The following is a 24577-nucleotide window of genomic DNA, read 5'->3' as shown; positions in this document are numbered from 1 at the left end:
TAGCTGAAGCGCGTTTCAAAACCGGAACCGTATTTTAATGCAATACATAATAAGTAATAGGTTAAACTGTATACATGCCTGCTCTAAAACAAAAAAGGCAGCTTCGTTAAAAAATGAAGCTGCCTTTTTTGTGCGTAATAATTTAAAGTTTAAATGGCAGATACAATCCGGCTATACTTGACAGTTTGGACTGTGCAGTAGCGCCAGCAGCAGCATTACCATCGCGGCTCAGTTTGGCAGCCACTTTACTGGCCAAATAGTTAGGATCGTTACGACGAAGGGCTACGCGCAGCAGGTCTCCCCAGCGCTGGCCTTCAAAAGCCAGTTCTGCAGCATCTTCGGCTATAATAGCATCTTCCATACCTGGTACATTTGGAGTCGGCTGATATAGATTGGGATTTAACGCAGGCAAATTAGCGCGGCTGCGTGTGCCTATCTGCCTGTGCCATGGCCCCCTGTAATAAGGAACATCGCCATTACGTGCATCAATATCATAAGGCGCTGGCAAAAGCGTTTGCTGCAGGTTTGTTTTATCGGCCGGTACAGTGCCCGTACCCGGGTATATACTATTATATACTGTGGCGAAACCTACACTGGTTAAAGCATAGGCAACTTGAACCTGATTGTCGCGGCAAGCGGCCTCGGCAAAATGCAGATTAAGCGTTGCAGCGCGGTAAAGCAACCAGCGGCCTTGCTTTTGTAAAATATTGGTAGGTATTAAGGCATTATTGAGGTAGTAATACAACTGCTTGGCAATTACCGGCTGCCCGTTTATGGTTCTTACAGAGATACGGCCACGCGCATCACCGGCAAAGCCGTTACTTTGAGTTTGAGAATTCCAGTTATCAAGAGCCAAGCCTGATGCGGTAAGCAAATAACGACCACCCTGGTTAGAAAACAAATCGATAAATGGATTCACAGGTGCAAAGTTCCGGTCAAAAGGTATTGTCCATATCCATTCCGAGCTGGTTTCAGTACCTTGCGTAGTAGCTGCAAAAATGCCTCTCCACCCGTTGTTATTGGTATTATCGTCTATTAAAGTATTTTCGTCACCTGCTTTGGTATAAGTGATCAAGAAACGGCTATAATTGGGCTTGTACTGCCAGAAGCTGGCGTCGTTAGCACCACCAGCAGCACGGTAGCCGGTCTCGGTCACATATTTATACATGGTAGAAGCTTCTCTGTATCTGCCTCTCCATAAGTACAAATCGCCTAACAAGCAGCGTTTATTTACAAAAAATAAGTTGGTTGGGTAGCCATCAACCGTTGTATTTAATGAGGTATTGGTTGCACCTGTAGCGTTGGCAGCCGCATAATCATCAAGGTTACGGTTTGCCATTGAAGCTATCAGTTTATCCAGCAGATCATTAAAATTAGTTTTCGGAAACTTGGCTGCATCTTTCAACGCGTCGACCGTAGCCAATGGGTCCGTAACGTAGGGTACGTTACCCCAGTGTATACCCAGTTGCAGGTATAAAAAGGCTCTAACCGCATTAACATCAGCATAACGTTCGTCATAATCGCGCTGTGTTAACTTAGCATCCTTTAACATGATATCAAAGTTGGCCAAAGCATCATTACAATTCATAATAATGCGGTAAAACGGTTTTGGATCGGCCCAGGGGTTATCTTCGGTTACCGTATGCGTGTTCAGCTGCCTCAGGTACTGGTCGGCATTCATTGTAGGACTCATTAAATCGGCACGCAACTCGTTCAATACAATGTACCGATCGGCTATGCCTTGCAGCTGGCCATAGATACCAATAACCGCGGCATTGGCATCATATACGTTCTGGAAATGATTGGTTATATCTACTTGGTCTTCGGGTTTTACATCAACCAACTTTTTGCAGGAAAATGCAGTAACCAGGCAACTGGCCAGTAAAATTCTATAAACAAATTTATACGAATATTTTTTCATAATACTTATAAGTCAACTTAAACTATATACCTATGCGCACACCTAATTGTACTGTTCTGAACTGTGGCTCCAGTGTTGTATCCACACCACGCAGCAGCACGTTTTCGCTGGCTGCAAACTCCGGATCATAACCCAAATACTTGGTAAAGGTGATGATGTTGTTACCGGTGGCATAAACCTTAACATATTTAGGGAATCTGGCCTTTCTCAGGTTTACATCGTAGCTTACAGATATAGTACGCAGGCGCAGGTAAGATCCGTCTTCTATCCAACGATCAGAGAATGTTGCATTACCGCTCGGATCACCGTAAGAGGCTCTCGGAATATTGGTAACCTGACCATCGGCTCTCCAACGGTTATTGATAGCTAAAGATTGGTTGTTGAAATTACTTTGCGACTCAATTTGACGACGGGTATAATTGTACAACTGGTTGCCTTTACTAAAGGTTAACAAAGCGTTTACCGTAAAGCGTTTATATATAACGCCGGTAGTTATACCGCCTACATAATCGGGGTTAGGATTACCAATTACCTGCATATCTTGCGCATCAATAATTTTATCGCCGTTCACATCTACAAACCGAACGTCACCTCCCTGCTGAGCTATCAGGTTACCCTGAGCATCACGGTAAGACATGCCGGCAGTAACCGCCTGCGCATTTGTACTGTAAACACCATTGGTTTTATATCCGTAGAATACTCCGGCAGGCAGGCCAACCTGGGTTAAGATTGTACCGCCCGCATACTGCGTTCTGATTGGAGAAGGCAAGCTGGTGATTTTATTACGGTAAGCAGCAACATTAAAGCCTACATCCCATTTCAAGTCAGCTTTGCTGATAATGCGGCCATTAACGGATAGCTCTACACCATTGGTACGCATACCGCTGTTGTTAGTAACGGCAAAGGCCAAACCTCCGGCTGTAGTGATTGGTTCACGGGTAATCATGTTGGTAGTGGTGTTTCTGAATACATCAGCCGTAATGCTTAAACGCTCCTGAAAGAACGATGCGTCCACGCCAATGTCCAGTTTTTTACCAACTTCCCATTGCAGGGCAGGATTTCCGATGTTAGCTCTTACTAAACCTTGCAAACCCAAAAGGTTTTGTGATATGTAATACTGGCGGGCAGCATAGTTACCAATGTCATCATTACCGGTTAAGCCGTAGCTAGCTCTTAACTTCAGCATTTCTATAAAGTTAAGATTGGCCATAAATTTTTCTGACGATACCACCCAAGCGGCTGACGCAGATGGCAATAGGGCCATTTTCACACCACCCAACGATATTCCGTCGGCCTCGGTACCGAAGCGGGAAGAGGCATCGGCAGTTAAATTAAAGCCAAAAATGTATTTGTTGTACAACTGGTAATTAGCACTTAAATAATTATTTAACCAGCGGTATTTACCTATATCACCACCAACGGTACGGCTGGTTGCCACACCGTTACCTACGGTAATCAGCTGATCAATAGCTGAGTTGTAGCTTCTGTCAACATTATAATTACTGGTGAAGTGGGTAAAGCGGGTGCCTAAATAAACACCCAGGGTATGAATTCTGTTAAATGTGCGGTTGTACGAAACATAGGTATCGTTATACAAACTGTATAAACGCTGTGTTTGGCTACCTAAACGACTATCAATTACCATAGTAGCTGTAGTATCGTTAGCTACGCCAGCCCGCGGAATGAAAGTACTTTCACGAACCTTATCGGTAGTAATACCAATGAGCGTTTGAGCGGCCAGATACCGGCTGATTTGGTATTTAAAACTAATGTTACCAAAAAACCGGTAATTGCGGTTAAGCGCGCGTGAATTTTGAATAAGCGCAATCGGGTTACCTATGTTAAAAATATCAACATCGGCCAGGTTAGGCGATTGAATACCCGCTGCGTTCACATCATTGGTACGCAGAAAAGGTGATTTGGTTAAACTAAGGAATAATGGATTAGTGGTATTAGACAAACCCTGGTCGCGCAGGTTCTGCTCATTATACTCGAAAGACAAATTGGCCTTTGCAGTAAGCTTACGGCTAATATTTAAATCCGCGTTGAAGCGTGTACCCACTTTGGTTAAATCGGTCATGGGAGAGATGCCCTTGTTACCGGTATAACCTACAGAAAGCACATACCTGGCTATATCATCTCCACCTGATACACGCAGGTTATAGTTTTGGTTATAACCGTTTTTGAATGCTTGTTTTTGCCAGTCGGTATTGTTATGGTAAACGTAATAGTTGGGGCTGCTGGGGTTATCGTTAAAATAAGGTTGTGCCGCAATCTGAGCCGAAGTCAGGTTACTTGTACGCAACAGATCTGACAGATAAGTGCGATAGTCACCAGCTTGCATAATAGGCAAACGGAAGCTGGAAGGAACATAATTATAACCGCTATAAATGCCCAGGTCAATTTTTGTAGCCAGTTCGGGGTTGCTGTTGGTGTTAATTAAAATTACACCATTGGCACCTTTTGTACCATATATACTTGCCGAAGCATCTTTTAATATCGTATAGCTGTCTACATCACGCAGGTCAAGGTTACTGAACGGGTTATGAACATGGCCGCTTATTAACGAACTTCCGTAACGGTAAGTATCGTATATCATACCATCAACTAATACCAGCGGCGCATTGCCGCCAAACAAGGAGTTATAGCCTCTCAAAAACAAATTGGCGCCTACGTTAGGCGTTCCTGAACGGCGTACCACATCCAAGCCGGCTACTTTACCCTGCAAATAGCTGTCGGGCGTTTCGAGCGAGGATGTTTCCCACGAGCCAAATGTATTTACAGCCGATACCGCAGTTGACAGCTGACTTTGCGGAACCTGCCCGAACGGCATACGTGCAACATCATAAACTGAACTGTAGGAGCCTTCAAAGAGATAAATATCCGGCAGCACACTACGGCCTTTGATAGGTACTTGTTTTTCCTGGTATCCTTGTCCGCCTACGGTAAGCACAACATCGAGATTAGGCAGGTTTATGGTAAAACGGCCGTTTTCATCACTAATGGCTGATGAGTACAACGGCACACCAATGTTGATACCGGATACCGGCCTTTTGGTGGCTGCATCTTTTATAACACCGCTTATTTTAGGTCCCTTTGCCCTCAAAGTAGAGTCGGCTTTATAACGGGCAATACTATCTGCAAGCCGCACCACTGATACGCTATCTGTTTCCTGCGCATAAGCTTTTACACCTCCTAAAAGGCATAAAAGGAGCAGTAAACCTAATGATTTAGTAAAATTTTGCATAGTTAAGGTTGGTCGTTATTGTAAAATAGGTATCAGTTTTACGTAATCAAAAGTTATGTTATTGTTGTTTGCACCTGTGGCGTTAGCACCCACTACATACATATTTACCGATGTCCGTTTTAACACGTTAAGATTACCCGATGTTAAAGTAATGGTATTGGCTGCCGTTGCTGTTGTGGTTGGATTGCCTCCGGCAATATTGGTAGGCGGAGTAAGCGTACTGGTAGCGCTCCTGTTAGCCGGTGTAGGCAACGGTATTTCTTCGTACTTGGTAAGGCTAACCGGCCCCATGCGTTGTGCCGGAAAGTTTACCACCGCATTAGGCGTAATGGTTCCGTTTGCGCCCAGTACTGCTGCCGTAGTTTGGCCAAAATTGAAACTCTCTACAATATCGGTAGCGGTAGTAAAGACATCATTACTGGCCCGTACAACAATTTTATACTGGCAGGTATACAAATTGTTAAGCTTGTAAGCTGCAAAAAAGTTAGCCGGGAAGTTAGCATTGGTTCCCAGTAAAATATCACGGAACACCTGACCCTGAAGATCGCGGCGGCTACGGTAAAACGTGAATGAATTTGCATCTGTACGTGCAAAAAAGCTCGGATTTTCTCCCTGAATCACAATCGGTGTAATTTTATCGGCAAGGGCAAATGGCATGCTGCCAATTACATACACCATACCGTTGCTGGCGCTGTAACGTTGCACAATAGCAGCTTTGTTAACCGGTATGGGCACGTTATTTACAGACATAAGCCCGGTTGCAGGTAAATTAGCTTCAGCTATGGCGCCTCTAACAGCAACATCCTTTAATATGTTAAAAGAAGCCAGCATGTTACGTGTAGTATCTGTTGAGTTAGTTACAGTGGCAAAATATTTCACCACTTTATCGAGCTCAGTGTTTAAAGCAGCATCCGTTAATACAAAGTAAGTATAGGTACTGTCTTCGTTGGCTAAACTGGCCACCCGTGTAAAGTACTTATTCAGGTTAACTACACCTGTTCCCGGAACCAGAACAGGCTTACCGGTTTTAGGATCATAGCTTTGTATAGTAGCTTTAGATGTGTCGATGAAATTAGTATCCTGCCGTGTAATGTAGTTCTTATGAAGATCGGCCACACCGTTCAAACTTCTGATGAATTCAGAAATATTCATTTTGGGTGGCAGCGCCTTATCAATGGTATGTACTACCCCGTTTTTTACATACTGGTTAGCCACAGTAATATTGGCCTCTTCGACCATGCCTGTGGTAAATGTTAAGTTTTTACCGCCTAACGTACGCACCCGTAAGGACGGCTTAGGCGCAGTTGTTAAATACACCTGATTGGCAATATGATTGTTTACAAACACGCGCAGTTTGGCCGTATCACTAACAGTAGCCTGATCAACGCCTTGCAGCGCCTGGTTGGTAGGTGCCCAAACGGTATAGGTTCTTGAACTGGCTAGCAGTTTATCATAACCCAGCCTGGTAAGGTAACCGGCAAAAGTGCTTAGGTTACCATTCTCCTGTATCTGTTGCATCACTGTCTTGTCCAATTGCTGGTCTACAGCTTCGGTGCGATCGTCCCATTGCTTTTTACAAGCGTAAAAAACAGTGGTAAGCAGTAGTATCGCGATTATATATCTATTCTTGAAACTATTCATTCTTCTGATAAATTCGATTAGTGTATAAAATAAGACCTTCCTCTACTAAGGTATCAATGCACCGCTTCTGCCCAGTTTCGGACGCAGCTGATTCATATCTACCGGTCTGAACTCAACTGCGTCAAGCAGGAAGGTTCTGGCATCGCCCGATTGTGCTGTTGATGTAAAGGTGATTTTATGCCGGCCGGTTACCGTTACATTTATAATACCTACCAAACGGCCTACGTGGTTGGCAGCAACAGTTACATCTGATTCTGAATAGTTTTTAAATCCGCGGGCCTCGGCTTGTGCCTCGGTTTCAGTTGTACTTAATGCATCAGCAGTGTTAACCAGGTTTGGCAAAGTTTGGCCATCAAATGCTACGGGTATGTTTTGGTTATTACCATTGCGTTTAATATCCACCCATACTTTATAACGGCCCCTCACAATTACAGGCGTAGTAAACGTAGCCGATGAAACGTTGGATGCGTTAGCGCCGTTTCTGAAGCGGTTACCTATCTGAACCCAATCGTTACCGAAATAATAATCGGCAGAACCCGGGGTAGCAGGAGTTGTATTGTAAAATAAAGCGTTGTTATTTACATCTGCCGCACCAAGCAGCGTTACTTCAGAAAGTGCATTGTAAGCAAACACTTTGTTAGTTTGACCCGGTACCCGGTAGAAACCAGATCTTCTGATTTCGGGCTGGTCGGCCACATCAAAATAAACTGCTGTAGGGAAACGAACCTTAATTTTATAAGTACCTAAAACCCGGTGCAAAACACCATTGGTAGCCGTAATATCACTATTAGGGCGGTCGAGTGCAAAGCCAGGCTCCAGCACGCCGTTAAAGGTATCGTTGTTCAATAAAATGGTTTGCCCACTTAACTGGCTGGTAGTAATCTCAAGCGGCGCTAAAGTAGCATGTGCCGTTGAGGTAGCAATATCAGACAGGTAAGCCAGCTCAGGCCATACGCGGTAAGCGCAAAACAGCCACAAGCTGTCGGCATGATCTTTAGGATCATTTTTGGTTGAAAATTTAGCTTTAAGCGCATTAAAATCAGCAATGCCACTGGCCCTAAAAGCGCTATCTGTTTCGGCCATTAACGTAAGCAATCTGCGGGTTGCGTTTGTATTGGCTGATGATGCCACATTTAAGGTATCATAAAATCCTGTAGCCTTAAGTGCAGCAGTAAATATGGAATACTTGCTGTTTTGCTCCACCGTTTTAGCCAGCGTTAAATCAGATGGCACCAGCACGTTATCAATAATATGAATGATACCATTACCTGCACGGATATTGCCGGTTACATAGTTCGCTTGCTTGTTAATTACCACTTTGGTTTCGCCGTTAATGTTACGGGCGCCGGTAATTAAGTACTGGCCTGTTTGCGTTGCGGTACGCAGCCGGCCATCTTTAAAGGCACTCGATGTTAAAGTATCGGCTATCAAACTAACCGATACAATCTTCTTTGCTGTTTCGGCATCAATAGCATCAACACTCGCTTTATTGGTTGCCTTAAGGTAGGCATTTACACCAGCGTTGTTAGCTGCAAACAAGGTATACGCCCCATATGCATCTAAAAAGCTTGCGTACCCGGCTTTATCAATTATTTGCTTAAATAATGAGTAATCGGGGTTTTGGCCCAAATACGTGTACATGTTAACCGTACTGCTTGTGGTATACGTAAGCGCTTCGCGTTTACATCCATTTAAACCCATTAGTGCAGTAATACCTAATCCAATTAGCACCAGGTAAACACGTTCGAATATTTTTTTCATAATCTTTTTGCTTTTGCTGTTAAAGAACTATCTGTAAAAAGGGTTCTGAACAAGGTTAGGGTTAAGTTGTATCTCGTTTTGGTAAATAGGCAGGTAATGGTTATTCTTATCACGCAGCTTGTTCAGGGCTGACTGTTGTGCATCGGCCGGTATTACTCTGCTGAGTGCTGATAATAGAATCTCCAAACGTGCATAATTGTTCCGTTTAGCATGGCGCAGCAAGTCAAACCAACGTTTGCCTTCATAAGCCAGTTCAAGTGCACGTTCTTGCAGTACGTAATCATTTAAACCGTTAACATCAGTTACTGCAGGTGGCGTAACAGGAGCCGATTTTGGCAAGGCCTTGGCACGGGTACGTATCTGGGCAACCAGGTTCACGGTTTCCTGACCGCGGCCCGAGTTGGCACACGCCTCAGCTTTCATTAGCAATATATCGGCATATCGGTAAAAAATCCAGTGTGCGTAAGAGTTATCGGTAGAGCGCACCGTAGTTGGCGATAGGCCCAGATACTTGTAAATGTACTGGTCAGACTGGCGTACGGAGGCATCAACGCCGCGTATATCCTTAACATTTATCGGATCAACATCATCTAACCCCCAAAAATTATCTATGACATCAGCCGGCGCTTTGTAACGCAACGGCAGGTTAAACATGGTATAAAAAGGGTTCAGGAACTGGTTGTCAAACTGCAGCTCAAATATTCCTTCAGCCGAGTTGCCTTGTACATACAGTGCATTAAACCAGCCTGCATCGCCCGCAACCAGTGCATACCGGTTTGAGTTGATAATCTTATCGCATGCCGTAATACAATCGGCATACTTTTCCATCCACAAGTATACGTCTGCCTGCAGGGCATTTACCGCATATTTGGTTACACGGCCTTTATCAGAAGCTACAGTTCCAAAATTTACCGTTGCATAACCTTCGGCCTTATTTAAATCGGAAACAATCTGATTCAAAATTTCGGCTTGCGAGCTTTTTGATATCTGCCCCAAGTCAGAATCAGACGAAGTTGAGGTTAATTTAAGTGGTACATCACTAAAAGTACGCGCCAGATAAAAATACAATAGCGCCCGGATGGTTAATGCTTCAGATAAGTAAACATTCAACTGCTCGCGGCTTAGCGTATTATCGCGCTCAATAACGCCCGGACCAAAGTCAAGCACGTTATTGCACAAGTTAATTGCGCGGTAAAAATTATTCCAGTTGGTTATGCTATTGGTAGGCAAAATATTATCGGCCACCATGTTGATATCGTCCTGGCTGGCGTTAAGGCCCGGTATAACCATATCTCCTCTTAGCTCACCCCATATAAAAAATTGTGAGGTAGTGCTACCCATGGCATTGTATAGCGCTACAATTGCAGAAGAAAGCTGTTCTTTAGTTTGCCAGAACTTATCACGTGTGATGCCGTCTTGCGGCCGCAATTCCAGGTACTTGTTGCACGAGGTTGCTGATACCGTCATAATGGTAATCAGTATTGCTTTGTATATATTTCTTTTAAACATGTTGCAGTATATTAGAATGATGCTGATAAACCTAAGGTGTAAAGTTTTAATGGCGGCGTAGCGCTGTCATCCTTTGCCAATTGGAATATACCCGTACCTCTCAGTGATACTTCCGGATCCTGACCAGTATATTTGGTGAAGGTGGCCAGGTTTTCTGCTGTTACATAGGCGCTCAAGTTTTTAAGCTTTAAACGGTTTACTAACTTTTTGTTGAAAGTATAGCGTGCTGTAATGGAACGGAAACGCATAAAGGAACCATCCTCCACGTAGCGCGATGAACCTAACCAGTTGTAACCGGTTTGATATACGGCGCGCGGCATGTCGGTTTCATCGCCAGGGGTACGCCATCTTCTCAGTACGGCAGTACTTTGGTTATTAAACGAGTACATATTGGTGGTAAGCATTTTGGTTTGGTTAATAACCTGCCCGCCTGTACGGAATGAGAAGAAAGCATTTAACTTAATACTGCCTCTCCAGGTAATGCTTGGGCCAAAACCACCTGTAAATTTAGGGTTACCGTTACCCAGGTAAACTACGTCCTGGTAGTTAATGTTACCATCGTGGTTGATGTCTTCATAAACGGCATCGCCAGGCTGAAACAGGTAATCGGTAGCTGGATAGTTGAAGCGCATTTGCACCGGTGTACCGTTAGGGCTGATGATCTTATTACCGTTGCCATCACGCGCAATGGTAGACTCTGCATCCTTATAAACACCGGCAAACTTGTAACCATAAAACGAGCCCAACGGGTTGTTTACCTGCAACAGCTGCAAATAATCTCCGTTTCGCGAAACGTTACCATCTGAGGTTGCATATAAAGGTGATATTTCTTTAACTGCATTTATATTTTGCGATATGTTAAAGTTAAAATCAACTAACCAGTCTCTGGTTTTAATAGGCGTACTCAGGATGTTCAGTTCGTAACCTTGGTTATCAATGGTACCTACGTTGTACGGCAGGTTAGCATAACCGGTTGTACTTGGAAGGTTCAGTCTGTCTACAAATAAATCGCGGGTGCGGTTCTTGTAAAAACCCAGGTCAATGTTAAGCCTTTGTTTAAACAGAATGATGTTTACACCGGCATCTATACCTGTAAGCTGTTCCCAGCGCAGGTTATCCAACTGAATATTGTTAGAATACAAACCGGCCTGGCCTAAGTAACTCGAACCTGTACTTACATAATTGTTGTAAAATAAATAAGGGTCTGAAGGCGCACGGCCGCTTCGGCCTATACCACCCCTAAAGCTAAACTCATCCAGGAAATTTTCAAACCGCTTCATGAACTTTTCACCTGAAAGGCGGTAACGGGCAGAGATGGAAGGGAACAGACCATAACGCCTGTCGGCACCGAAGTTAGAGTTACCCTCACCACGTAAAGCTACGTTGATAATGTAACGGTCCAGATACTTGTACTGACCGTTAATTAAAGCTGCCACCCACCGGGTTTGTTCAACTCCCGAAGCAAAACCCCTGGTTAAATCGGAGTTGCTTAAGCGACCCGGAACAGAAGGATCTTGCAGATACGCTGATGCAGTACCGGCAATTAATTGCGATTGGGTTACCGATTTAACATCACTGGTTTGTACAGAGAGCAGACCGGTAAATGAGTGCTTTTCGTTTAACCGCGGCGTAAAAATCAAGTTGGTTTTTGATGCAACCGAGTAGGTATCGTAATCGGAGCTTCCGGCACGGTTAACCGAAGTTTCTGTAAACGGACGGCCCGTTGCAATTTGTGGCAAAAAGCGGGTTTGCCTGCCGTTAGAGATATCAAAAACGATATCGCCGTTCAAATTGAGCACATCCGGAATGATATTGTAAGTTAAGTTAAAGTGCGGGATGATACGGTCGGTTGCTGATGTATTTTTAGCAGCAACGGCCATAGCCAGCGGGTTGTAAAACGTAACTGTATTAGAGTTGGCCGGCGGGCTGTAAGCGCCTTGTATGTTAGAGGCTGGTGAGAAAAAGTTGGGTGTTAATATACCTGCATCGTTATACTCGTATACGCTCATGTTAGGCATACGGATAGTTGCAATATTACGTACCGCATCTGAGCCGGTACCGTTATTCGCAGTAGCGTAGTTATAATCGGTAACGTTGTGGGCATAAGAAATATAGGTAGTGAACCTGATTTTGCTGGATACAATGTAATCCAGATTCAAACGGGTGTTTAGACGCGAAAAACCTGTACCCAATGTTGTACCTGTTTGGCCGTTATACCCTACTGATGCAAAGTAACGGGCTTTATCGCCACCACCCGATATGGAAAGGTTGTTATCTGTAAGATAACCGGTGCGGGTAAGCGTTTTTAGCCAGTCGGTATTTTGGCTATAATTTTTAGAGTACGGATCCTGCAAATCATAAGCAAATTCGCGTATGCTGGTAGGCAATGGCACACCAGCCACGTTCATATACATTTCCGGAATAAAAGTAGAATACTGATCGCCGGTAAGCAGCGGTATTGGCGATGGCTGCGCAGACATAGTACCTTTAAAGGTATAGCTAATTATCGGCGGACCTTTCTGGCCACGCTTGGTTGTAATAATTAACACACCGTTAGCAGCCTGCGCACCCCAAACTGCCGTGGCGGCAGCATCTTTCAGTATCGATATATCTTTAATATCTGATGGCGCAATACTCAACAAGTCGGCATATTGGGTTTGATCTGCCGTGCTAAAATTAAAGCCATTTGGGATAGTGGTTTGAAAAGGCACACCATCAACCACAATAAGCGGGTTGGTATTACCATTCAGCGTAGATGTACCCCTGATTTTGATAGACATACCAGCACCCGGGTCACCTGAGTTGGCAATGATATCCACACCGGGTAAACGGCCTTGTATCGCCTGGTCAATACTAGTGGCCTGCAATTCTTCCACATCCTTTGCATTTAAGGTAACGGTGGAGGTGGTTTGGTCGCGCTTATCAATCACTAAGCCGGTACCATTGTTAACCGGCGGGCGGGCAGTTACCACAACATCGGTTAGTGCGCGCGCGTTTGATTCCAGCGTAACGTTAATTATACGGCGGGTACCTATTTCTAAAGTACGGCTTTTATAGCCTATGGTGGATATCACTATCTTGTGTGATACATCAGTTACTTTGAGTACAAAGTTACCGTCAATATCTGTAGCCTGACCGCTGATGGTACGGCCGTCTTTGTCCTGTTCAACAACAGTTGCACCAACAACAGGCAATTTATCTCTCGAGTCGGTAACCCGTCCCTTGATCAAAATCTTTTCGGCTGTTTGGGCATGTACATTTATTACAGTAACCAAGCAACACGCTAATACTGTAAAAAAAATAGCATTATAAATATTTCTCATGTGTAAAGCCAGGTCTTAATAAGTGTATTGTAAATAGTTATTAATTAGGTGAAACAGTGTACGGTTACCGAGGTAATTACTGGTTATCTGGCCAGGAGTATTGCTGCTGCTTGCCGGTAACACCGTAGCCGAACGCCCAAAATTATCCTGAATCCGTAAGTTGTTGGGCTGGTTAAATACAGATACGTTTACCACGTTACCGTTACCATCGCGCAGCACAGTTGGTTGTGCTGTTCCGTTGGGAGATTTTTTACCATCGGGCGCAATGGTTAAACCATTGATGATGTGATATAATATAAACCTGGATACCTTGTCTTTATCGGTTGATAAACTTGGGGTAAAATTGGGCACACCTGTAGCTGCGGTCCCGGGTAATATGCCATCTCTTACTGCCTGTGCAATGGCCGCATTAGTTGGTATAAGTACGGTGTAGCTTGCGCCTACAGTTAAGCCAGTAATATCCTGAGTTACCGCATTGTAGATTTGAGAATTTTTAAGGTATTGATAAAATGCATAATAAGGTGAAGAGCTGTTATCTGCATTGTTGAATAAAATTTCTTGCGGAATCGTTTTCTCAGGATAAAACAGCAACCCGTTATTGTCTAAATAATATACTTTGCCGTTAACGTAAGTTTTTGAATCAACCGCTCTGAAGGTAAGGCCTTTTTCTACCGTGCCGCCTGATGATATTATATTGTTATCCCAGCGAATATATTCGCCGTTAACCGTTTCTATTATACCGTTTCCTGATAAATTATCCAGTTCATTATTAGGCGTTGGCACAATGCTTAGCTGTAATATTCTCAGCAACTGGTCGCGTACACCATTACCTGTAACAGTGGCACCGTTTGAAGTAAAGCTATATGTGGTTGTGGCAGCATCGTAATTGTACCCGGCGGCCCGCAAGGCAGCATCAGGCATCATAAACACGGTATACCTTAAATTTGGATTGGATACGATGGTACGCAAACCATTATTAAGCAACGTGGTCATGATAGAGTAGTTGCGTGGATCAAGATAAGCCCGGGCAAAAACCGTACTGAAAACGTTAGTTCTTTGCGGCTGGTTAGTGCCGTAGAATATACCGTTACTACAAAATTTCCTGTCAATAATATCGGTATTCACGTTAAAGCGGGCCGGCTCGTTAAGAAAGTTGGCTGTAGCCGTAAACTTTGAAGGCCATACTGTAGTTTGGAACAAGTGCGCATTTAGCAGATCGGTAACAATGTTGGGCGGCAATGTGTTAACCAAAGCATCAATCTCGGCGTTGCTTAACTGCTGATTAGGCGTAGTTTTAAAAAACTCAAGCACTACATCATTCAGATATTTATAAAGCACATCGTTAGTAGGTATGAACATCGTATACCCGTCAGATTGAGCATCGTTTTCCTGCGTTTTCAGGAAGTTTTCGTTATTAGGCGAAAAAGCCAGCGTTGGGTTATAAAACTTGACATATACGTTGTTTGACTTACCGGTAAGGATACGGTAACGATTGTTAATATCGTTGCTGGTTGCATAGGTAACCATAAACCTTTCCAGTATACGCTTGTACAGGCTATACTGAGGGTTACTGGCCAGTTGGTCTTCCAGGTTTGGTAATGGCAGCACCACGCGGTCAATCTCGTGTATTACACCGTTTTCGGCTAAAATGTCTCTGCTTAATACCTGCGCATCAACCACATTGAAGCCGTTATAAGTACTGTTTGGAAAAAAGTACTTATAATCACTCTCTGTAAGGTTGCGAGCCGTCATATAAGTCGAATAGAAATACGGAATGTGCTTATTGTTGTTATCATTAAGCAGGTACGAGCCGTTACGGTTGCTGCTTAAAAGTGTACTGTTTGCACCGTCGGGGCCAGTACCGGTATAAAAACCATCGTAATATGCGGTACGGCGTTTGTAAGCCGCATTAGCCACCCAACCTACTGGTTGCGCAGTTGACTGAAAATCAGCTATGTGATTGGTTTGAAAAGCGTTATATACCAGGCAGTAAGTAACAATCTTACGCGCAGTAACAGAATCCATTGCAGCAAGTGAGGTATTCTTTTCAGAAAAATACTTCTGAAAAGCGGCATCGTTAGGTGCAAAAAGTGTCCAGTAACCGGCGTTGCTTAAAGTATTTTTATAGCCCGATTTATCAATTACAGCCAGCAAGGTAGTAAAGTTTCCCTTCGAAGCCAGCACTTGATAAATAGGAGGCGCCAGGTTTTCAGGACGTTCGTAAAATTCCTCCTTTTCTTTCCGACAGCTCCCGAAAAAAACAACAGCACAAAATAAAACAGATAAATTTTTGAGTAATTTATACATCATAAAGAATCTAATTACAGTTAGATTTAATTAATTGGAATGTGGTATAAAGCATGAGCGGTTAGAGAAGCTAACCGCTTGTAATTAAGTGTCAAACTGACGTATGAAAATCAGCTGTGCACAAAGCCATGAAGTTAGTAAGTAAAAGTTTTTCCATATTTTGGGTTTAATAATTGGTATTGATACTACAGTATACGATATTAGCGGGGAGGTATACGATATTATCAGTCAATAAAATTATTGACTTAATGTTGACAAACCATCCTGCACTATCCTTGATTTCCGATTTTTACAAAATTGATTAAGCGAAACTTGTTTAAATTGCCATATCAATAACCAATAAACCCTTCTTTTAAAAGAAAATTAATTTCACGTGAAAAGAATTATCAACTGTGTTGCCTTTGCACTGCTATGGGTAACTGTCCTGCCTGTGTTTGCACAAAACCAAGGGCCTCAAAAGGAGGTAAAACTGTTTTTTGAAAAAGTTTACCTGCATACAGACAGGCAACTTTATGCCCCCGGAGACGATATTTGGTTTAAAGCTTACCTGCTAAATGCACAAACTAACCAGCCGTTAAACACCAGCAAAAACCTTTATGTTGAGCTTATTACCCCTGCCAACAAAATAGCTGCCCGCGAAATTATTGCTCTGACAGAAGGCTTGGGCAAGGGCGACTTTAAACTGCCCGATTCCTTAGCAGCAGGCAGCTACCGGCTCAGGGCTTATACCAATTGGATGCGCAACTTTGGCGATAACTTTGTGTTTGAAAAACCTATAACAATTATTAGTAAAAACGGCCCTGCTCAAACCACCACCCAGGCAACAGGTACAGCCCGCATCCAGTTTTTGCCCGAAGGCGGCTCATTGGTAGAAGGTTTAGGATCTATAATAGCGGTTAAGGCCGAAATGCAGAACGGGCAGGGCGTAGGTTTGCGGGGTGCCATCTTATCATCACAGGGGGATACTATTGCGCATTTTAGTACCGATAGCCTGGGTATGGGTCTGTTTACCCTGCTGCCATTTGCCGGCCAGACCTATCAGGTTAAGATACTTAATGGCATGCAGGTGTTACCGCCGGTTTTTCCTAAACCGCTAAGCAGCGGGCTTACTTTAAAGGTGTTGCGAAAAGACACTGCTACATACGCTGTTATTACCTGTAATGAAAAGGCTATACCTGTATATACAGCGCAAACCTTAACGCTTAAGGCCCGCAGCTTTGGCCGGCTTACCTACCAGCAAAGCTTTCAGCTTAAAGGCAATACGGCTGTAATTGCTATTCCTTCCGGCCAGTTACCAGCCGGCATTGCCAGCCTTACCTTGTATGATGGCGAACAAAAACCTAACTGCGAAAGGCTGATGTATATTGATAACAAACAAAACGCCAACCTTATTATTAAAACCGATAAACCAGATTACACAAGGCGAGAAAAGGTGGTTTTAGACATTAACATAACTGACAACCAGGGCCATTCAGTACCGACTCATTTTTCGTTAACAGCAGTTGATGCAACCACTGTGCCTGCCGATGAAAGTAATATTATGGCTTACTTAATGCTGCAATCAGAACTTAGAGGTACAATTAAACACGCTGCCCGTTATTTTGATACCACCAATGTACAGCGCCAAAAACAGCTCGACTTACTCCTGCTAACCCACGGCTGGCGCGACTTTATATGGAAACGCCTGGCTGATACCACCCTGCGCATAGCCTATATTCCTGAACAGGGCATCAGTTTATCAGGGTCCGTTAAACTGCCTAAACAAGGCACACCAATAACAGGCGCCAACGTAACACTAATTGCACCTAAAGCAGTTAACGGCAGGTTGTTTTCGGCGCAAACCAACGCCCAGGGCAAGTACTTTTTCGACAACATGCAACTGTATGGCTCACAAAGCTTAAGGCTAAATGCCAAGGATATTAAGGGTAAGTCAATCGGCCTTATTTCCTTAGACTCCTTAAATGCCAATTATCCGGATATTAAGAACACATCTCCGGATTTAAACAGCCCTGCGGTTACTGCAACTAAGGCCGAGGCCCTGCTTAAGCAAGCAACGCTAACTAAGCAACGCAGCCTGAGCGATACCCTGATACGGCTAAAAGAAGTTGAAGTAAAAAACAAGCCCAAACAAGTTTTGCGCGACCGTACCATTACCGATTTTGGTTACAAAGATGAAGTGCTTACCGTTACCAAAGATGATTACAGGTACAATACCCTGCGCGACTATATCCAGTTTGCTTCTAAGCAAGCACGCGTAGATGCCAGCTCCAATCGACTTTATTTTATGGCCGATGGCCAAAAAGTTCCGCCACGTATTGTACTGAATAATCGGGAAGCCATGTTTTCAGAAAACGACCCGGATGATGTGATCGACCTGATATCGAACTCTTATTACGATTTGCCTGTAACCGCCATTGAAAAGGTTATTATAAAGAAAGCAATTGGCGGCCCCTCTTTATTAGTTGCAAATACCGAAGGCTCTGCCGCTACTGCCGCCGCACTCCGGCCTGCAGGTGCCAGTGCTTCGTCTTTAAACTTAGGCGTGGTTTTTATCATTTACATCACCCTTAAACCCGAAGCGCTAAGATCGCCTGAACCAGGCGCTATGCAGGCTGCAGTAAATGGCTATTACGAAGCTCGTACTTTTTACAGCCCCGCCTATAATCCATCGGTTCCGGATAGCCGTCAAGACTTACGGGCTACCTTACATTGGGAGCCCAACGGCAATACTAATGCAAGCGGCCATAGCGCCATAACTTTTTTTAATACCGACAACAAAACAACCGTACGGGTAATAGTACAAGGGATAACCAGTACCGGCATACCAGTAGCGGCTGTAAAAACTTACACCGTTAAATAAGAAAAGGGAGCCATGCTCCCTTTTCTTATTTGATTTTCTCAACGGTAATTACGGCATTGGCTTGAGGCCTTCCCATTTTACCTTCCAGGTTCCATCTTTAGGAAAACCAGGGTTAGTGCCTTTACTACCATCCCAGCCAGCACACATGCTTGCCACAGCAGCCAGCAAGCCGCCATTACCGGGTAGGTAGAGGCGCAGCCTGTCATCCTGGTAATTATGCCCGTTTATAAGGTAGGTATTGGTTTTAATGGGCATAAATAAGCCATCAATAGCCCTTTTCGGGTTACTCAGGCGGGCTGCTGTCATCGCCACCATTGGGAAATCCCAGCCCCAGGTATCTTTCCAGTCCCAGGTATCCCAAACCAGGTCAAAAGTTCTGCGCATAGCATCCATATCCAGCCTATCATTATAAGGCGTCATACCCAGTGCGCCCAGTACCGACGGATGGTCCGTTTTGTATTTTGGATTGCTGTATGAATCGGGCGCACTCTCTGCAGCCAGGTAAACGCCATTGGCTTTGGGCAAGGCCGATAGCTTAGCCATCACATCGGCATATTTTTTATCGGGTGCCAGGCCCAAACGTTTGCGCCATTGCTGAGCGGTATTGAGCGCCCAGTACCAGTATTGCAGTTCGTAAGTAGGATTAAAAGTTTCTTCGGCGTTATAGCGCTCCTGGGCTGGGATGAGCCCCTTGCCTAAAATATAACGGTCTTTATCTTTCTCGTAATATGGATAGGTGGCCATAAAATCGGCCGTGGCTAGCACCAACTTTTTGTAGGCGCTTAAGGTTTTTGCATTAGGATGCGCACGGTAAGCCAGCTCGGCAAAGTAAATAAAATGTGGTTGTTGCCAAATTAAAAAAGCACCCACCGATGAAGGACTTTCATTACCATCAGGGTCTGTCATTTTTTGCCAGCGCGCACCGGCATAGCCCTGCCTTTTAGCTATACCTCTGGCGTTATCATAAACATGATTATACCACTGCATACTTTTTTCCAGCAACTCGGGCCTTCCCCATAGGGCAAAATGAATACCGTGCCACCAATGCATTTCTAAGTGAGGTTTGCCATACCAGCTGTTATAAGTAAGGCCGGTTTCCTGCGGTGGTTGTGAGCCTGCACATTGTATTTTAGTAAGGTATTGCGAAAGGATGATACGCCGCTCCAGTTCATGCGCACGAGGATCAGTACTCCCTGCGAAATCAATTGCGCCGCCACTTTGCCAAAAAGCTTTCCAGCTTTGTACGCTATTGATTTGCACGGCGCCAAAAGCTGGTACCAGTGCCTGCCGCTTAGGTGTAAACAGGCAGCTTACCTGCAGTTGGTTGCTTTTTCCGGCGGGCGACAGCACAAAATCATGCGTTGCAGCACTGGCCACCGAAGCCTGGCCACTCCAAGTTAGATGTGTAAAATAGCTGTTGGTATCTAACTGATGCTTGATAACCGCCTGCTGCCCCGCCGCCTGTACAATGGACGATTGGTGCTTACCGCCGTTTTTCCAATTTGTACCGGCATCGGCAAACTCATTGGTTGGGAAAGGAAAACGCAGCCTAACTTTTAAACGCCCCTGTGCTATTAAGGCAGATTGTATATTAAACGAAACCACGTCCTGCTGCTGGTGCGATACGGTTACTACTTTAACCGGCTCCCCTTCGAGTGTAAAAGAACTGGTAATTTCACCGGTCCACAAGTTTAACTCTTGCCGGATGTTCTGAATATCGGCTGCAGTAGCCTGGCTACCGTTCTTTTTGCTAAGCCATAACCCCAGATTACCTAACTGCAGCCGGTGCACATTTTGCCTGAACCAGTTAGATGCATCTTTATTGCGTTTAGGATCATTCCACTGCACCGAATAAGTAACCTTGCGCCCGTTAAGCGTATACGTTTTTAATGATTCTTCGAACTTATAGCCTACTGTATCCTTGAAGCTATGCCAGCCCCATTCAGATTGCGTACCAAGCGGCACGCCTTTATCATATTTTTCGGGGAAGGTTTGCATACCCGTGGCATCAACGGTGTAGGCAAACTTACCATTGCCTACCGATAAGGACGACAGCGAATCAATCGCCTTGACCACCACATTATGGCGCTTTACCAATTGTTCCCGGTTAATGCGTTGCTGTGCATACACAGTCGGCATAAGTCCCAGGCCGCATAAAGCACCGATCAATATTCTGGAGATGTTTTTCATACTATATTAACTCAGTCTTTTTATTTAAAACGACATAGTTTGTCAGGTTAATAACCTATTCCGATTACCTTACCAACGTCACGCCCATTAAGCCCATCACTACATCATTGGCAACGGTTCTTAACTCTAAATTTTTTAACTTCTTAGCCGGGTTGAGGCACAAATCGAGCACGGTGGCTGCCCCGCCGTCTATGGCTTTATTGCTAAAGCCTTTAATGGTGGTGTAATTTGTAAAATCTAATGATGCGGTTCCTGTTTTAAGGTAAACACGCAGGGGCTTTGCAGCACCGGGGTTAAATGCAAAACCGTCATTATCATAGTCCTGCTCTATAGGCCACCAGTTTTCGGGGTTTTTCAGTTCCAGCAGTTCTTTGGTGCCATCCTCGTAGTTAACTGTAATAGTACCGTTAGTTAAGCGGCTCTGCATAGGGTTGGTAGAACCAGCCATTAACAAGTAGGCATGTGAGGCCGCCCCGTTTAATGGCACGCTTAAACTGCGGGGGTAATTATTCCACTGCGAGGTAAAAGCAATGTTTTTACCCGTACTTAGGGTATTAAACGGAATTTGCTGAGGCAGCGTAAACTTGTTTTGCGAACCGGCCGCTTTACGCAAACCACTATCATCAATTTTGGCCGTGGTAAGCGGATAACACCAGTTACCAATTCCTTGTACCGGCAGCTGCAGCGTTGCACTTTTAGGCCTTGGCGACAAGTACTGATTGGTAAAAATGTGTGTAAGCTCATCGTTAAAGCTGGCCGACATATCAACCGTTTGCATGGCTGAGCTATTTGCCGCATTAACTCTCCAGTTTATAATAGTCGTATCAATAACCTGTCCGCCATATTGCAATCTGATTCGGTTACTACCCGGAACTAAATGCGTCGCCGGAACCGTGATTTCGGCGATAGATTGATTTTCGACAGCATTTACGCTGGTTTGATAGGCTGATTGGGTATACGGGTTAACCTGTACCAATACCCTACCCTTGTAGCCGTGGCTTTGTACCTCGAACCTGATTTCGTTTTCGGGCTGGTTGGTATCATACTTCACTTCAACCGGCTTGGCATAGGCGGCAATATGTATTGGCTGCCACCAAGTTAACGCGGCCTCTTTTAGCTGAACAAATACTGTAAAATTGCCGGTTAAGGGTTTAACTGCCCAACTGATTTGGTGAGGCAAGCTGCGTTTGCTTTGCAGCACACTCTGCGGATCGGCTATTTGCAGCACCGTTGCTTTGCCAAATGTTTGCATGTATGTTTTACCAGCAGCACAATCGGCTTCAACAGGCAAGTTTAACATAGTATTCCCGCTCCAGAGTATTTTAATGGCATAGTTTTTTTGTACGCCTGCCTCAACTTGTATAACCGGCTGCCCGACTGAGGAAGTTATGCAACTCCACTTAACTGGCTGCCCGTTAACGGTTATTTGTTTTACCTGAGCTGCCCGGGCGTTGATCTGTAATTTGAGTGAAGTGGCTTTGGGTAATGATGAGGCTATGGTATAGCTGTCGGTAAGACCATTGCGCTTAAAATCAATGCTGATATCCGGAACCTTTAGAGCAGCGTAGTTCCATGCCGCTGGGAACCCCGGCTTGATGGTAAGGGTATTGTTCAATAAATCGGGCTTTACACCAAATAAGCCCTCAACTAGGGTACGGGCAGCCATACCCACCGGATCGGCAAAATCACGGTACAGTTCGCCGCGCTGTGCGTCATAAAAAGATAATTGCTGAAAACTGCCCGGACTTGCCCCCAGGTACATACTTTCCAGTAAAGTGCTTTTCCAAAGCTGATAAGCATTTGCCGAACGGCCGCCCTGCCAGTAAGCCAAAGCTGTGTGCAGATTTTCGGCCATGGCCACATTGTTAATTGACCAGGTATAAGGCAGCCAGTTACTGGTACTCAGCAGCCAGTAGTTACCGGTTAAGCCTTTGGCTGTTATAGGTATATGTGGTATATCTGTATCCACATATCGCAGGCTTTGGTAAGCCTGGCGGCTGTCCGGAACACCTTCGTCGATAGCATGGTAAATGGTCCACAACGCCGGCGATGTATGGAGCAGGCGGTTACCCAACAAGTCTTTAAACTCGGCATAAGTACCTTTGGCGGGCATCCATAACGTAGTAGCAATAGCTTGCTTAATGTGTGCAGCCTCACGCTCATATGGTGCCGGGTCTTCACCTACCAAACGGGCCAGCAAGGCGGCCATTTGGTTAGCCCGGTAGTTATAGGCCGATGAATGCGTTACGCCACCGCCGCTGTATTGCAGGGCGTCGCTGGCCCAAATGGCACAGTAAGCGTCATAAAGCCCATCTCCATCCAAATCATAATTTCTTTTCTCCCAGGCCAGGTGCCGTTTAATTAACGGCCAAAGCTTTTTAATTTCGGTAACGTCACCTGTCCAGTTAAAGTGATTGAGCAACTGGTCAATAAACACGAGGTTCATGTCATAATGATGCGGGCGCAGATCGCCGCCGGGGTTACGGCTAATGTAGCCGCTGCTAAACATAGCGGTACCTAACTTTTCAAGCTGGCGTGCCAGGTGTAAGGCAGTGTCGGCTATGATGGGTCCGCTCTCGGGCGTGGTTACTTGCGATAGCGCATAGCTGTTAAAGTGCTGTGAGGCTCGGTCATGCCAGCCCAAAAGATCGGCTACGTATGCACCGCGCCAAGCCGGCAGGCGCATACGCCAGGCCACCGCGCCGTGCATGTAAGATGGATTTTCCCAAATGGCATCACCGGCTACCGCCAGTGCCGAACCAAGTGTATTGATATAAGCATCGGGCGTATGCAACTGCACACGCGAGGTTAACGCCTGACGGGCCACCTCTGCCTCCTGCATCAACTGAGTAATTTGATTGTTGTTGCCCAAAGTTGCACCGCGGCCTATCATCCAGTATAAAGGCGCTTGTGTGTTCTTAACCAGTCCGCAGGCAAGCGGCTTGCCAGTGGGCACTGAGTTTAGCAGCGTTAAAGGTGTGCTTTGCTGTTCGGCATTGCCATGCTTTGCTATAACAGAAGCGGGGAACAGACCAGAAACCGCATTCTTTGATGTTTCAGTTTCATTCCTTTTAGCCGGACTTTGCTCATTCTCATACCGGGTAGCCTCCGTTGTCGCTTTAGCGTTAAAGTTTATGCGGAACATCGTCTGGTTTATTTCTACCGCATTATGTACGCAATACTCTGGCTTTAGGTAGAACGAGGATTCCGGATCGGCACCTATATCGCCATCGCGCGAGAACTTCTTACCCGTTGCACCGCCGTAGGCCCAAAATAACTCTACGCCTGGTGCATCCTTTACCTCAACTTTAAGCAGCATGTGTTCAGTACTGGCAGCCGCAAGCAACTGAACATGAATAACCCCCTTGCCTAATATAGGATCATGAATGGTGTACAGCATGGAGCCGGCACGGTACCGTGCTTCAATAGCTTTGGCTTCAATAAGCCATTTGCTTTCTTTATTCTTAACCAGGCCCAATTTGAGGTTACCGCCCATTCCGGGCAGGTACAGGGCAAATTCGGGCAAATCTCCTGCCTCAATTCTGAACGCAGTGTTGGTACCATATATAGCACGGTTAAAGCGCCTAGTGCCATTGTGAATCACAATATCCTGTCCATCGGGCTGGTATCTTATCTCGCGCTCTTTGCCATGCCAGGGCAGCCTGTGCGACTGGCCATAACTATCGCTTATGCACAACAATTGACTGCATACAGCAAATGAAAACAAGGCAATATTTTTCAGTCGTGGTAGAATGAAACGCGGCAAAGACATATCAATAACAGTTGGCGGCATAACCGCTTAATAGGAAACTTAGGTA

At 45.0% G+C, this 24577-nt stretch carries 10 protein-coding genes; 1 reads left to right on the top strand and 9 read right to left on the bottom strand.

Features of this window, described 5'->3' with window-relative positions; translation table 11 throughout:
- Positions 1–142: 142 nt before the first annotated feature.
- From ABDD95_RS01990 to ABDD95_RS01960, 7 genes are read right to left on the bottom strand one after another with little or no spacing between them, the layout of a single operon-like run.
- Positions 143–1921 carry a RagB/SusD family nutrient uptake outer membrane protein gene (locus ABDD95_RS01990; protein WP_345950231.1) on the bottom strand — a complete coding sequence of 593 codons (1779 nt, stop codon included), beginning with the start codon at positions 1919–1921 and terminating at the stop codon, positions 143–145.
- Positions 1922–1943: 22 nt separating this feature from the next.
- Positions 1944–5168, bottom strand: a complete 3225-nt coding sequence (locus ABDD95_RS01985) for a SusC/RagA family TonB-linked outer membrane protein (RefSeq protein WP_345950230.1) — start codon at positions 5166–5168, stop codon at positions 1944–1946.
- A 15-nt stretch (positions 5169–5183) separates the two neighbouring features.
- Positions 5184–6809, bottom strand: a complete 1626-nt coding sequence (locus ABDD95_RS01980; protein WP_345950229.1) for a fasciclin domain-containing protein — start codon at positions 6807–6809, stop codon at positions 5184–5186.
- A gap of 45 nt (positions 6810–6854) precedes the next feature.
- Positions 6855–8570, bottom strand: a complete 1716-nt coding sequence (locus ABDD95_RS01975; protein ID WP_345950228.1) for a fasciclin domain-containing protein — start codon at positions 8568–8570, stop codon at positions 6855–6857.
- A 27-nt stretch (positions 8571–8597) separates the two neighbouring features.
- Positions 8598–10079, bottom strand: coding sequence for a RagB/SusD family nutrient uptake outer membrane protein (locus ABDD95_RS01970; protein ID WP_345950227.1), 1482 nt, complete (start codon positions 10077–10079; stop codon positions 8598–8600).
- Positions 10080–10090: 11 nt separating this feature from the next.
- Positions 10091–13402 carry a SusC/RagA family TonB-linked outer membrane protein gene (locus tag ABDD95_RS01965; RefSeq protein WP_345950226.1) on the bottom strand — a complete coding sequence of 1104 codons (3312 nt, stop codon included), beginning with the start codon at positions 13400–13402 and terminating at the stop codon, positions 10091–10093.
- A gap of 15 nt (positions 13403–13417) precedes the next feature.
- Entirely contained in the window at positions 13418–15712 is a 2295-nt protein-coding gene (locus ABDD95_RS01960) for a fasciclin domain-containing protein (RefSeq protein WP_345950225.1), read from the bottom strand.
- A 370-nt stretch (positions 15713–16082) separates the two neighbouring features.
- Between ABDD95_RS01960 and ABDD95_RS01955 the strand changes: the two genes are divergently transcribed.
- Complete coding sequence (locus ABDD95_RS01955; protein WP_345950224.1) at positions 16083–18569, top strand: MG2 domain-containing protein; 2487 nt, start codon at positions 16083–16085, stop codon at positions 18567–18569.
- A gap of 48 nt (positions 18570–18617) precedes the next feature.
- On the opposite strand, the gene ABDD95_RS01950 is transcribed toward ABDD95_RS01955, so the two are convergent.
- Together ABDD95_RS01950 and ABDD95_RS01945 are read right to left on the bottom strand one after the other, a co-directional pair.
- Positions 18618–20759 carry a hypothetical protein gene (locus ABDD95_RS01950; protein ID WP_345950223.1) on the bottom strand — a complete coding sequence of 714 codons (2142 nt, stop codon included), beginning with the start codon at positions 20757–20759 and terminating at the stop codon, positions 18618–18620.
- 64 nt (positions 20760–20823) lie between these two features.
- Positions 20824–24552 (bottom strand): DUF4450 domain-containing protein, encoded by a 3729-nt coding sequence (locus tag ABDD95_RS01945; RefSeq protein WP_345950222.1) that lies wholly within the window; start codon positions 24550–24552, stop codon positions 20824–20826.
- Positions 24553–24577 lie beyond the last annotated feature (25 nt).

The sequence above is a fragment of the Mucilaginibacter sp. PAMB04274 genome (assembly GCF_039634385.2).
Taxonomy (GTDB): Bacteria; Bacteroidota; Bacteroidia; order Sphingobacteriales; family Sphingobacteriaceae; genus Mucilaginibacter.
The sequence above is the reverse complement of the archived record's forward strand: the minus strand, read 5'-3'. Positions and strand labels throughout refer to the sequence as shown.